Origin of the sequence: Modestobacter excelsi (genome assembly GCF_005930495.1) — a bacterium.
GTDB lineage: Bacteria > Actinomycetota > Actinomycetes > Mycobacteriales > Geodermatophilaceae > Modestobacter > Modestobacter excelsi.
In genome coordinates, this window is the sequence record NZ_SJEX01000013.1 from 28525 (window position 1) to 40594 (window position 12070).

At 74.0% G+C, this 12070-nt stretch carries 11 protein-coding genes; 4 read left to right on the forward strand and 7 right to left on the reverse strand.

Going from position 1 to position 12070, the window contains the following annotated elements:
• Window positions 1-40: 40 nt before the first annotated feature.
• Both xylB and xylA read right to left on the reverse strand, forming a co-directional pair.
• Window positions 41-1471: a xylulokinase gene (xylB, locus tag FHL80_RS06960; RefSeq protein ID WP_138732724.1), complete on the reverse strand. Its 1431-nt coding sequence runs from the start codon at window positions 1469-1471 to the stop codon at window positions 41-43.
• Between the two features lies 1 nt (window position 1472).
• Window positions 1473-2663, reverse strand: a complete 1191-nt coding sequence (xylA, locus tag FHL80_RS06965) for a xylose isomerase (RefSeq protein ID WP_138732725.1) — start codon at window positions 2661-2663, stop codon at window positions 1473-1475.
• Between the two features lie 119 nt (window positions 2664-2782).
• Between xylA and FHL80_RS06970 the strand changes: the two genes are divergently transcribed.
• A complete protein-coding gene (locus tag FHL80_RS06970; RefSeq protein ID WP_138732726.1) occupies window positions 2783-3985 on the forward strand; it encodes an ROK family transcriptional regulator in 1203 nt (400 codons plus the stop codon).
• Window positions 3986-4318: 333 nt separating this feature from the next.
• Here FHL80_RS06970 and FHL80_RS06980 read toward each other — a convergent pair whose 3' ends face one another.
• Entirely contained in the window at window positions 4319-5161 is an 843-nt protein-coding gene (locus FHL80_RS06980; RefSeq protein ID WP_216870503.1) for a pseudouridine synthase, read from the reverse strand.
• A gap of 271 nt (window positions 5162-5432) precedes the next feature.
• Here FHL80_RS06980 and FHL80_RS06985 point away from each other — a divergent pair, with 271 nt between their 5' ends.
• Together FHL80_RS06985 and FHL80_RS06990 are read left to right on the forward strand one after the other, a co-directional pair.
• Window positions 5433-6638 carry an HNH endonuclease signature motif containing protein gene (locus FHL80_RS06985; RefSeq protein WP_138732727.1) on the forward strand — a complete coding sequence of 402 codons (1206 nt, stop codon included), beginning with the start codon at window positions 5433-5435 and terminating at the stop codon, window positions 6636-6638.
• Between the two features lie 112 nt (window positions 6639-6750).
• Window positions 6751-7929 carry an LLM class flavin-dependent oxidoreductase gene (locus tag FHL80_RS06990; protein WP_138732728.1) on the forward strand — a complete coding sequence of 393 codons (1179 nt, stop codon included), beginning with the start codon at window positions 6751-6753 and terminating at the stop codon, window positions 7927-7929.
• Between the two features lie 31 nt (window positions 7930-7960).
• On the opposite strand, the gene scpB is transcribed toward FHL80_RS06990, so the two are convergent.
• From scpB to FHL80_RS07010, 4 genes are read right to left on the reverse strand one after another with little or no spacing between them, the layout of a single operon-like run.
• Complete coding sequence (scpB, locus tag FHL80_RS26680; protein WP_138732729.1) at window positions 7961-8869, reverse strand: SMC-Scp complex subunit ScpB; 909 nt, start codon at window positions 8867-8869, stop codon at window positions 7961-7963.
• Window positions 8866-9699: a segregation and condensation protein A gene (locus FHL80_RS07000; protein WP_138732730.1), complete on the reverse strand. Its 834-nt coding sequence runs from the start codon at window positions 9697-9699 to the stop codon at window positions 8866-8868. The genes scpB and FHL80_RS07000 overlap by 4 nt, the downstream gene beginning before the upstream one ends.
• Window positions 9700-9743: 44 nt before the next feature.
• Window positions 9744-10256: a hypothetical protein gene (locus FHL80_RS07005; protein WP_138732731.1), complete on the reverse strand. Its 513-nt coding sequence runs from the start codon at window positions 10254-10256 to the stop codon at window positions 9744-9746.
• Entirely contained in the window at window positions 10253-11116 is an 864-nt protein-coding gene (locus FHL80_RS07010) for a ParA family protein (protein ID WP_246078507.1), read from the reverse strand. Before FHL80_RS07010 ends, FHL80_RS07005 begins: the two co-directional genes overlap by 4 nt.
• Window positions 11117-11334: 218 nt before the next feature.
• Between FHL80_RS07010 and FHL80_RS07015 the strand changes: the two genes are divergently transcribed.
• Window positions 11335-12069: an arginase family protein gene (locus FHL80_RS07015; protein ID WP_138732733.1), complete on the forward strand. Its 735-nt coding sequence runs from the start codon at window positions 11335-11337 to the stop codon at window positions 12067-12069.
• The last annotated feature ends 1 nt before the right edge of the window (window position 12070 follow it).

Below are 12070 nucleotides of genomic sequence, written 5' to 3' on the forward strand. Positions count from 1 at the left end.
GCCGGGACGACAGTTCTGCGTCAGCGACAGGGACGGGGACTCATCCCGCCTGCGGCGCCGTGAGGTCGCGGACCTCGGCGTAGCGCGCGCGGACGTGCGGCACCGGGTCCGCCTCGTAGGTCTCGGTGCTGGTCGCCGGCCAGACCGGCGGCGTGTCCCCGCCGGCCAGCACCCAGGCGGCCTGCCGGGCGGCGCCGTCGGCGACGTACTCCCCCGGCGGCGGCACCAGCACCGGCACGCCGAGGACGGCGGGCGCCAGCCTCCGGACCGCCTCGGACCGGGCGCCGCCGCCGACCAGGAACACCCGGCGGACCGGGTTGCCCAGCGCGGCGATCGCCTTGAGCCCGTCGGCCAGCCCGCAGAGCAGCCCCTCGACCGCCGCGCGCGCCAGGTACGCGGGCTCGGCGGTGGTCAGTGTCAGCCCGTGCACCGCACCGGTGGAGTGCGGGCGGTCCGGGGTCCGCTCGCCCTCGAGGTAGGGCACCAGGACCAGGCCGCCCGACCCGGCCGGCGCGGACAGCGCCAGCCGGGACAGCTCGTCGTGGTCCACGCCCAGCAGCCGGGCGGTCGCGTCCAGCACGCGGGCGGCGTTGAGCGTGACGGCCAGCGGCAGGAAGTTGCCGGTGGCGTCGGCGAACCCGGCGACCGTGCCGGACGGGTCGGCGCTCGGCGTGGTGGAGACCGTCGAGACGACCCCGGAGGTGCCGATCGAGACGACGACGTCACCGGGTTCGGCGTTGATGCCGAGCGCGGCGGCGGCGTTGTCCCCGGTGCCCGGGCCCAGCACCGCACCCCCACCGGCCACCATCCCGGCCTGCTCGGCCGGGCCGAGCACCCGGGGCAGCACCGGCGTGCTGCCGAAGGCGCGCTCCAGCAGGTCGGGCCGGTACTCCCCGGTGATCGGCGACCAGTAGCCGGTGCCGCTGGCGTCGCCGCGGTCGGTGACCAGTGCGTCTAGGCTCTCCCGGCCACCCGCCCCTCCACCCCCGCGATGCCCGGCCAGCTGCCAGGTCAGCCAGTCGTGCGGCAGGCAGACCGCCGCCGTCCGGGCCGCGTTGGCCGGCTCGTGCTCGGCCAGCCAGCGCAGCTTGGTCACGGTGAACGAGGCGACCGGCACCAGGCCGACGGCGTCGGCCCAGGCCTGCCCGCCGCCCAACTCTGCGGTCAGGTCGGTCGCGGCTTGCGCGGAGCGGGTGTCGTTCCACAGCAGCGCCGGCCGCACGACCGCGCCGTCGTCGTCCAGGCAGACCATCCCGTGCTGCTGTCCGCCGACGGCGACGGCGGCGACGTCGGCGAGGCCCCCGGCCTCGCCGATCGCCGTCTCCAGTGCCGACGCCCAGGCGGCCGGGTCGACCTCCGTGCCGTCCGGGTGCGGCGCGCGCCCCTCCCGGACCAGGGCGCCGGTCTCGGCGTCCCGGACGACGACCTTGCACGACTGGGTCGACGAGTCGACCCCGGCCACCAGCGTCATGTCAGCGCGCGCCGAGCAGGTGCTCGACCATCAGCTGGTCGACCCGCACGACACCGGCACCGCGCTTGGCGACGGTCTCGGCGTCGAAGTCCTCGAGGGCCGAGCGGTCGGCCAGCAGGTCCTCGAAAGTCTCACCCTCGCCCAGGGTGGGCTGACGCAGCTCGGGCACCCGGGCCGCGGCCAGCGCCTCCTGCACCTCCGGGTCGGCGCGGAACGCCGCGGCGCGCTCCTTGAGCAGCAGGTAGGTGTGCATGTTCGCCGCGGCCGAGCGCCAGACGCCGTCCATGTCCTCGGTGCGCATCGGCTTGTAGTCGAAGTGCCGGGGGCCGTCATAGCTGGGGCCACCGTCCGGGCCGCCGTTCTCCAGCAGGTCGACGGTGGAGAAGGCCTGCAGCAGGTCGCCGTGGCCGAACACCAGGTCCTGGTCGAACTTCGGGCCGTGCTGGCCGTTGAGGTCGATGTGGAACAGCTTGCCCAGCCAGATCGCCTCGGCGATGCCGTGGGTGTAGTTCAGGTTCGACATCTGCTCGTGCCCGGTCTCGGGGTTGATCCCCACGAGGTCCTTGTGCTGCAGCTTGGAGATGAAGGCGATCGCGTGCCCGATGGTGGGCAGGAAGATGTCGCCGCGGGGCTCGTTGGGCTTGGGCTCCAAGGCGAAGCGCAGGCCGTAGCCGCGGTCCTCGGAGTAGGCGGCCAGGGTGTCGATCGCCTCGGCGTAGCGGTCCAGGGAGGCGATGAGGTCCTTGGCGGTGTCGACCTCGGTGCCCTCGCGGCCGCCCCACAGCACGTAGGTCTTGGCCCCCAGCTCGGCGGCCAGGTCCATGTTCCGCATGACCTTGCGCATCGCGAAGCGGCGCACGTCGCGGTCGTTGGCGGTCAGGCCGCCCTCCTTGAACACCGGGTGGGTGAACAGGTTCGTCGTCACCATCGGGACGACCAGGCCGGTCTCGTCCAGCGCGGTGCGGAAGCGCTTGATGCGCTCGTCGCGGGCGGTGGTGTCGCTGCCGAAGGGGATCACGTCGTCGTCGTGGAAGGTGACGCCGTAGGCGCCCATCTCCGCGAGCTTGTGCACGGACTCGACCACGTCGACCTCGGGACGGGTGGCGTCACCGAACGGGTCGCGGGCGGTCCAGCCGACCGTCCACAGGCCGAAGCTGAACTTGTCCTCGGGGGTCGGCTGCAGGGTGCTCATCAGTGAGTTCCTCTCGCGGGGTGCTGGGGGTGCGGGCGGGGAGCAGGAGTGCGTCGCCCACCCGGGCGATCTTTTGTTCTGTCTCGAAACATAATGCAGGGAGCGGCTAACCTCAACCCGTGACGCAGCGACTGGCCGGGGCGCCGAGCAGTGCCCGGCAGTCCACCGTCCGGACGGCGAACCTGGCCCTGGTGCTCCGCACGGTGTGCGCTGCCGCCGGGCCGCTGTCCCGCGCCGACGTCGCCGCCGTCACCGGGGTGACCCGGGCGACGGCGGCCCGGCTGGTCGACGAGCTGGTGGCCGGTGGCCTGCTCGACGAGGTGGAGCGCGAGGTGCTCCCCCGCCGCGGCCGCCCGGCCACCCCGCTGGTCCCCGGGGCCCGCTTCGCCGCGCTGGGGCTGCAGGCCGACGCCGGGCTGCTCGCCGCCCGGGTCGTCGACCTCCGCGGCCGGGTGGTCGCCGAGCGGGTCGAGCCCGGCGACTTCCGGGGCACCGACCCGGCGGCGACGATGGCCGCCCTCGGCGCACTGGCCGCGGACGTCCTCGCCGGCCTGCCGGCCGACTCCTGCCTGGTCGGGGCCGGCCTGGCCCTGCCCGGGGTGGTGGACGCCGATGCCGGCGTGCTGCTGCGCGCGCCCAACCTCGGCTGGTCCGACCTCTCCCCGGCGGGCCTGCTCGCGCCGTTCCTCCCGGCCGGCCAGGACGTCGTCCCCGGCAACGAGGCCGACCTCGCCGCCCGCACCGTCGCCGAGGAGGCGCCGGGCCGGGCCGGGCCGTACCGCGACTTCGTGTACCTGTCCGGCCAGATCGGCATCGGTGGCGCCGTCGTCCTCGGCGGCCGGGTCACCGGCAGCTCCGGCTGGGCCGGCGAGGTGGGCCACGTGTGCGTCGACCCCGACGGCCCGGCCTGCAGCTGCGGCTCCACCGGGTGCCTGGAGCTCTACGCCGGCCGGCACGCGCTGCTCCGCGCCGCCGGGCTGCCGCTGGACGCCCCGCCCGGCGACCTCGTCCGGCTGGCCGCCGCCGGCGACCCGGCGGCGGTCGCAGCGCTGGACACCGGCGCGTGGGCCCTCGGCGTGGCACTCGCCGGGGTGGTGAACGTGGTGGGCATCCCGACCGTCGTGCTCGGCGGGCACCTGGCCGAGCTGGCCGACCTGCTCGGCCCCGCGCTGGAGGAGCACCTCGCCCGCCGCGTGCTCTCCGCCCGGTGGCGCCGGCCGCGGGTGGCCAGCGTCCCGGGCCCTCCGGCGGCCGGGGCCAGCGGCGCGGCCCTGCAGGCGCTCGGCGACGTCCTCGCCGACCCGGTGCGGTGGCTCGGCTGACCCGGGAACGCGGGCACAGCGACGGCTTCGTCAGGCGCCGGTCGCGCCGTCGAGGCGCTCGCGCAGCAGGCCGGCGTGCCCGGCGTGCCGGGCTTACTCGGCGATCATGTGGCTGGAGACCCAGCGCAGCGTGACCTGCCCGCCCATGAACGGGCTGGTCTCGTCCAGGCCGCGCGTCGCGGTGGCGGTCCGGCTGTGTCGGTGAGCCCGTCGAACTTGCCGATCAGAGTGGCCCGGTAGAAGTCGAGCCAGCTCAGGCCCTCCTGCAGGGGCCCGCCGCGAGCTTGCGAGCGGTGGGGGCAGGAGGGCCCTTCTTCACAGCCCTACGAGTCTTCACAGCCCTACGAGCTCGTGCAGGGCGCCGACCTCCGAGCGGGTCAGCTTCCGGATCGTCCCGGTGCGCATCCGGGCCAGCTCGATCGGGCCGACGGCGGTGCGGGTGAGCCGGGTGACCGGCAGCCCGACCTCGGCGAGCAGTCGCCGGACGATGTGCTTGCGCCCCTCGTGCAGGACGATCTCCACGACCGACTGCCCGGCGTGGGTGTCCACCAGGTCGAACGAGTCGACGGCGACCGGGCCGTCCTCGAGCTCGACGCCGTTGCGGAGCCGGCGCCCGAGGTCCCGCGGCACCGAGCCGCTGACCTGCGCGAGGTAGGTCTTCTTGACCTCGTAGGAGGGGTGCGCCAGCCGGTGGGCGAGCTCGCCGTCGGTGGTGAGCAGCAGCAGGCCCTCGGTGTCCTGGTCCAGCCGGCCGACGTGCACCAGGCCGGCGGCGAGGTCGCCCATCATGTCGCCGACGGTGGGCCGGTTGCGGTCGTCGCTCATCGCGGTGATGACGCCGAACGGCTTGTTCATCGCATAGGTGATCTTGTCGTTCCTGATGTCGATGCGACGGCCGTCGATCGCGATGACGGCGGTGTCCGGGTCGACGCGCATGCCCTGGACGGTGACGACCTTGCCGTTCACGCTGATCCGACCCTCGTCGATCATGTCCTCGCACACGCGGCGGGAGCCGACGCCGGCCCGGGCCAACACCTTCTGCAGCCGCTCCCCCGGGCGGTCGTCGTCGGGCTTGGTGGCCTCGGCGTCGCGGGGGTGCGACGGCGCGAGCTCCATGTCCTCGGACCAACCCTCGCCGCCCTCGGTGGTGGACTCGTCGTCAGGGAAGGTGTTCATCCCCGCCATTCTCCCACCTCCCCGCTGCGACGATCACCGCGCTGCACGCAGCCTCCCGGCGGGTAGCGCCTCCCCACCGCGCACTCCCTCCGCGATCGTTCCCCTCTCGTCGCCTGAAGCACGCCTTTGGCGTCACTCTGTGCCTCGGGCGCCCTGTCAAGGGCCTCTCCCGATCTGTGGACAGGCCTTTGACCTGCGAATTCGTCTTGTTGCGCCTCTCTCGCAGCGCTAGACTCCGTACACGTGTTCGAAGCGGTGGAGGAGGTGTCCGGTGGGGGAGTTGCAGTCCGCGCTGGACGCCCTGGCCGCTGAGGACCTCTTCGCCCTTCCCCCGGGTGCGGTGCTGGACCGGGCCACCCTGCTGGTGACCGTGGTCAACCGGGCCAACGCGGAGTTGACCCGCACCGTCCGGCACGCCGACTCCACGGGCGCCGCTGAGCACGACGGCAAGAAGACGGTGGCCTCCTGGCTGCGCGGGCACGGCCACCTGACCGCCGGTGAGGCCGGGCGGCTGGTGCGGTCGGGCCGGGCGTTGGAGCACCTGCCGGCCACCGCGGCGGCGTTCGCCGCCGGCAGCCTCACCGCCGCCCAGGTCGCGACCATCGCCCCCATCGCCGGGGAGGCGGAGCGGGCCGCCGCCGACGAGCAGGACGTCGACCTCGGGGCGGTGGACCGGGCGCTGGTCGCCGTCGCCGAGGGTGAGGCCCATGACCGGCTGCCGCAGGTGGTGCACCACTACCGGCAGGCCCTGGACCCTGATGGCACCGAACCCGACCCCACCGAGGGGCGCCGGTTGTCGTTCACCCGGCACGCCGAGGGCAGCGGCACCGGCCGCTTCGACCTGGACGCGGTGGGGTTCGAGAAGGTGCGGGCCGCGATCGAGGCCATCGTGCAAGCCGCCCGCCCCCAGGGCGACACCCGGACCCGCGCCCAGCAGCAGGCCGACGCCCTCGTCCAGCTCTGCGACAACGCCCTGGCGTCGGGGAACCTGCCGCTGCTGCGCACCGTCAAGCCCCAGGTGGTCCTCGAAGTCGGGCTGGAGGACGTGGTCGACCCCGCCACCGGCCCGGGTGCGGCCCGCACCGGCTTCGGCGCGCAGATCTCCGCCGCCCGCGCCCGCTGGCTGGCCTGCGACGGTGCCATCTCCCGCATCGTGATGGGCCCCGACGGGGTGCCGCTGGACCTGGGCCGGGACCACCGGGTGGTCACCCCCGGCCTGCGCAAGGCCGTCGAGCAGCGGGACGGGCACTGCGTGTTCACCGGCTGCGACGCCCCGACCCACTGGTGCGAGGTGCACCACCTCATCCACTGGCTGTTCGGCGGGGAGACCAGCCTGGAGAACTCCGGGCTGCTCTGCGAACGCCACCACACCAAGGTGCATCACGGGTTCCGGATCGAACGAGATCCCGGCGGCCGATGGCACACCTACCGCCCCGACGGCACCGAGATCCTCATCGGACCACTCCTCCGGGTCTGACCACAGACGTCGCCGGTCCGCCCGGACATCTGCTCGCCTCTCGACACGGACCTCCCCCACCCCGAGACTGGCCGCGGTGTGAGACAGGTCACCCATCGTCGAGGAGGACTCCATGGACCGACTGCGCTTCGGCACGTTCCTGGCCCCGTTCCACCCGGCCGGGGAGAACCCGACCCTGGCGCTCCAGCGGGACCTCGAGCTCATCGAGCACCTGGACCGGTGCGGCTACGACGAGGCGTGGATCGGCGAGCACCACTCGGCCGGCACCGAGATCATCGCCTCCCCGGAGATCTTCATCGCCGCGGCCGCCGAACGGACCCGCCGCATCAAGCTCGGCACGGGCGTCACGTCCATCGCCTACCACAACCCGCTCTGGGTGGCCGAGCGCATGGTGCTGCTGGACCACCTCACCCGGGGCCGGTCCATGCTCGGCTGCGGACCGGGGTCGCTGCCCACCGACTCGATGATGCTGGGGCTCAACCCGACCGACACCCGCGAGCTGATGGAGGTCGACCTCGACATCATCATGCGGTTGCTCCGCGGTGAGACGGTCACCGAGAAGACCCGGACCCACGAACTGGTCAACGCCCGCCTGCACCTACGGCCCTACACCCAGCCGTGCTTCGACATCTCCGTCGCTGCGGTCGCCTCCCCCACCGGACCGCGGATGGCCGGCCGCCACGGCATCGGCCTGCTCTCGATCGGCGCCACGCTCACCAAGGACGGCTTCGACGCGCTCGCCCACCACTGGAACGTGGTCGAGGAGCGGGCCGCCCACTTCGGGCAGACGGTGTCCCGCAACGACTGGCGGCTGGTGGGGCTCATGCACGTGGCCGAGACCCGTGAGCAGGCCTACCGCGACGTCCAGTTCGGCATCGAGACCTGGTTCCGCTACTTCCAGAAGACCGCCGCGTTCCCGCAGATGGCGGTCGAGGGCGGCGACGCCAAGGAGATGATCGACTTCATCAACGAGGCCGGCGTCGGCGCGATCGGGACCGTAGAGGACGCCCGCGCGCAGGTCCAGCGGCTCTGGGACCAGTCCGGCGGCTTCGGCTGCCTGCTGCTGCTCGGCCACGAGTGGGCGAACCCCGAGGCGACGAAGCGCTCGTGGGAGCTCATCGCCCAGCACGTGATGCCGCACTTCCAGGGCGGGGCGGTCTCGCACGCGCAGCAGACGCTCGACGCCAAGGCCCACGCCACCGGCAAGCGCGAGGACTACGCGGCCGCGCAGATGCAGGCGGTGGCCACCATGACCGAGCGGTACGAGAAGGAGAAGACCGGGTCGAACTGAGCGCTGCACCCCGGACGCCCGAGCCTCCCGCTCAGGCGTCCGGGTGCTCGTCGAGGAGGGAACCGGCGTCCGGCAGCAGCGGCGCGAGCTCGGGCAGCTCGTCCAGGCCGGTCAGCCCCAGCCGCTCCAGGAACAGCGGCGTCGTCACGTACAGCCCACCGCCGGTGTCCGGGTCCGAGCCCGCCTCCCGGATCAGCCCGCGCGAGGTGAGCGTGCGCACCACGGCGTCCACCCCCACCCCGCGGATCGCCGACACCCGCGCCCGGGTCACCGGCTGCCGGTAGGCGATGACGGCCAGGGTCTCCAGCGCCGCCTGGGTCAGCCGGTTGCGCTGGCCCCCCAGCAGGTGCCGCTCGACGACCGGCGCGTGCGCCTCCCGCGTGTACAGCCGCCACCCCTCCCCCACCCGGCGGAGCACGATCCCGGCCCGCCGCTCGTCGTAGTCGGCGGCCAGCGCGGCAAGCTCCCGGCGCACCCGGGGTACCGGGCACCGCAGCGCGTCGGCGAGGGTCACCTCGTCGACCGGCGCGTCCACGACGAACAGCAGCGCCTCCAGGCCGCCCCGCAGCACCACCGGGTCCAAGTCCAGGTCGAGGTCCAGCTCCTGCTGCATCGGCGCGACGTCCGGTGCAGCCTCCTCCACCGCGGCCTCCGGCTCGGGCACCACCTCCAGCTCCACTGGCGGTGCCGCGGGCGCCCGTCCGAAGGACAGCGCCGGCGCCTCCTCCACCGTCGCCGCCTCCTCTGCGGCCGCCGGGTCGACCAACGGGTCGACAGCCAACGGGAGGTCCGCCGGGGCGCCCAGTCCCGCGGCCAGCTGCCGGGCGACGACGTCCCAGCCCTCCGCAGGCAGCGCGTCGTCGTCCTCCAGCCCGGCGGCCACCTCGGCGGCGATCGCGTCCCAGGAGAACGGACGCGGCTGCTCCGGCTCGTCGCTCACTCGTACTCCTCCAGGTCGTCCGCGATCGCGGCCTCGATCTCCTCCGGCAGCCGGCCGCCGACCAGCTGCGGCCCGGTCCACCGCACGTGCAGCTCGCCCAGCGGCGCCACCTGGTCGAAGGTCACCAGCTGCTGCCGGTACAGCTCCAGCAGCGCGAGGAACCGGGCGACCACCTCCAGCGTGTGCGCGCAGTCGCTGCTCAGCGAGCGGAAGGTCGCCGTGCCCGCCGCGGCGATCCGGCTGCGGACGAGCACGAGCTGCTCGGTGACGCTCACCGCCGGCGCGTGCAGGTGCGCGACGCTCACCGTCGGCGGTGGTCTGGGGGTCAGCGCCTCGTGCGCCAGCGCCGCGAACTGCTCCGGGGTCACCCCGAGCAGCACCTCGGGCAGCAGCTGGGCGAAGCGCGGCTCCAGCGCCACGTCCCGCGGGAACCGGCGCGCGGCCTCCGCCTCCCGCCGGCGCAGGAACTCCGCGGCCCGCTTGTACGCGCGGTACTGCAGCAGCCGGGCGAAGAGCAGGTCCCGCGCCTCGAGGACGGCGAGGTCGTCCTCGTCCTCGACGTCGGCCACAGGCAGCAGCCGGGCGGCCTTGAGGTCCAGCAGCGTCGAGCCGACGACGAGGAACTCGCTGGCCTGGTCCAGGTCCAGCTGGTCACCGAGCGCGCGCAGGTGCGCGATGAACTCGTCGGTGACCGTCGACAGCGCGATCTCGGTGACGTCCAGCTTGTGCCGGCCGATCAGCTGCAGCAGCAGGTCGAACGGGCCCTCGAAGTTGGCCAGCCGGACGGTGAACCGCCCGTGGCCGACCCCCTCGGACCCCGCCGCCGTCACCGTCACAGCCTAGAGACGCCCGGGGACCTCGGTCGGTCGACGGCCTACTTGCGCAGCCGGCGGACCAGGACCGAGTCCTCGCCGTGCACCTCGAGGTCGGCCAGCACCACGGCGATCGCCTCGCGGACGATCCGGCCACGGTCGGCGGCCACCCCGTGCTGACCGCGCAGCGCCAGCCGCGCGGTCTCCAGGGCCAGCAGCTCGTCGGCCGAGCAGTAGACGGTGATCTTCTCCTCGTGCCGGGCGCGCCCCTTCGAGCTGCTCGCCCGGGTCACCTGCTTCGGCGGTGCCGCCGGCAGGGTCGACCGGTGCGCGGCCAGCTCGTCGACGACGATCCGCGGCGCACCGCCGGCGACGTCCGGCACCAGGGTCAGCGGCGGGGAGGCCGGCAGCTCGTCCTCGTCCGCCCCCCGGGACGCGGCGCTGCTGCGCAGCGCGGGTGAGGACTGGGCGGCCGCGAGGGTCGACAGCTCGGTGACCGGCGCGGGCGAGGGCGCCGGGACGTCGGTCCGGCGGAACAGCTCGGCGGCACCCGGCAGCACGGGGCGGCGAGTCACAGTGCGATGACCTCCTTGGCGAGATCCCGGTACGCCGCGGCGCCCGACGACGTGGGGGCCCACTGGGTGATCGGCTGCCCGGCCACCGTGGTCTCGGGGAACCGCACCGTGCGGCTGATGACGGTCTGGAACACGGTGTCGCCGAAGGCCTCGACGACCCGGCTGAACACCTCGCGGCAGTGCACGGTCCGCGTGTCGTACATGGTGGCCAGGATCCCGTCGATCTCCAGCGACGGGTTGAGCCGCTCCTTGACCTTGTCGATCGTGTCCACCAGCAGCGCGACCCCGCGCAGCGAGAAGAACTCGCACTCCAGCGGGATGATCACGCCCTGCGCGGCGGTGAGCGCGTTGACCGTCAGCAGCCCGAGCGAGGGCTGGCAGTCGATGAGCACGTAGTCGTACTCGTCGCGGACCGAGGCGAGCACCCGCATCAGGGTCTGCTCGCGGGCGACCTCGCTGACCAGCTGCACCTCGGCAGCGGACAGGTCGATGTTGCTGGGCACCAGGTCCAGTCCGGCGATCTCGGTGGCCACCCGCACGTCGGCCAGCGTCGTCCGCGGCTCCATCAGCGCGTTGTACACGGTCCGGTCCAGGTGCTGGGCAGGGATGCCGAGGCCGACCGACAGCGCGCCCTGCGGGTCCAGGTCGACCAGCAGCACGCGGCGGCCCTGCTCGACCAGCGCGGCGCCCAGGTTGATGGTCGACGTCGTCTTGCCGACGCCGCCCTTCTGGTTGCACATGGCGATGATCCGGGCCGGGCCGTGCGAGCTGATCGGCTTCGGGTCGGGCAGCTTCCGCTGCCGCGCCTTGGCGGGGTCGACGCGGCTCGTCGGGATGCCCATCTCGGCGTCGCCCGCCATGGCCCCTCCGCGCGGGAGCGCGACGGCGGAAGCCGCCGCCTCGGCTCGTGTCGACATCGTCTGTGCCTCTTCCCTGAGTGCTGAGCGGACCGTGGGCCGGGTGCGGCCACGGCAGGAGCCCGCACGACCAGCGGGGAAGCCGCCGACCCGTTCTCCCACTCCTCTTCTCGGCAGGGTGCACGGCTCCCGTGACTGGAACGCCGAGGAAACTTGTCGACATGTTGCTGCTGGCCGTCCCCTACCACCTCGACGAGCGCCTCGACCCCTTCGACCTGGGCGTTCCTGCCGACCGGGAGGTGACCGCCGACCTCCCGGCCGGCGACCCGTGGACCCGGATGGCGGCGCTGTACGAGCAGGTCGCGGACGCCGTCGGCGAGGGAGGTGCGGTCGTCGCCTCCGGGGACTGCACCACGAGCCTCGGGGTGCTGGCCGGGCTGCAGCGGGCCGGGCGGGACCCGGCCGTCGTCTGGTTCGACGCGCACGCCGACTTCCACACCGTGGACACCACGACGTCGGGCTACCTCGGCGGGATGCCGCTGTCGCTGGCCGTCGGCAGGGGCGACCTGGCCCTCCCGGCGGCGCTGGGGCTGCGACCGGTCGCGGAGGAGCGCGTGGTGCTGGTCGACGCCCGGGACACCGACCCCGGCGAGCACCGGCTGCTGGCCGGCTCCGCCGTCACCCGCACCCCGGTCGCCGACCTGGGCGGCGTCGTCCCGGACGGCGACCTGTACGTGCACGTGGACGTCGACGTGTGCACGCCGGCCGAGGTCCCGGACCTGCTGTACCCGGCGGCCGGCGGGGTGCGGGTCGACGAGCTGCTGATCGCGGTCCGGGCGCTGGTCGGCACCGGCCGGGTCGTCGCGCTCGGCCTGGCCGCGACGTGGCACCACACGGGTCCGGCCCGTCCCGAGCACGCGGCCCTGGTCCGCGGGCTGCTGGCCGCCGCGCCCTGAG

Excerpts from the sequence above, each read along its gene's own strand:
- FHL80_RS07015 (WP_138732733.1), top strand. The coding sequence starts at position 11,335 with ATGTTGCTGCTGGCCGTCCCCTACCACCTCGACGAGCGCCTCGACCCC.
- xylB (WP_138732724.1), bottom strand. The coding sequence starts at position 1,471 with ATGACGCTGGTGGCCGGGGTCGACTCGTCGACCCAGTCGTGCAAGGTC.
- FHL80_RS06990 (WP_138732728.1), top strand. The coding sequence starts at position 6,751 with ATGGACCGACTGCGCTTCGGCACGTTCCTGGCCCCGTTCCACCCGGCC.
- FHL80_RS07010 (WP_246078507.1), bottom strand. The coding sequence starts at position 11,116 with ATGGCGGGCGACGCCGAGATGGGCATCCCGACGAGCCGCGTCGACCCC.
- xylA (WP_138732725.1), bottom strand. The coding sequence starts at position 2,663 with ATGAGCACCCTGCAGCCGACCCCCGAGGACAAGTTCAGCTTCGGCCTG.
- FHL80_RS06980 (WP_216870503.1), bottom strand. The coding sequence starts at position 5,161 with ATGAACACCTTCCCTGACGACGAGTCCACCACCGAGGGCGGCGAGGGT.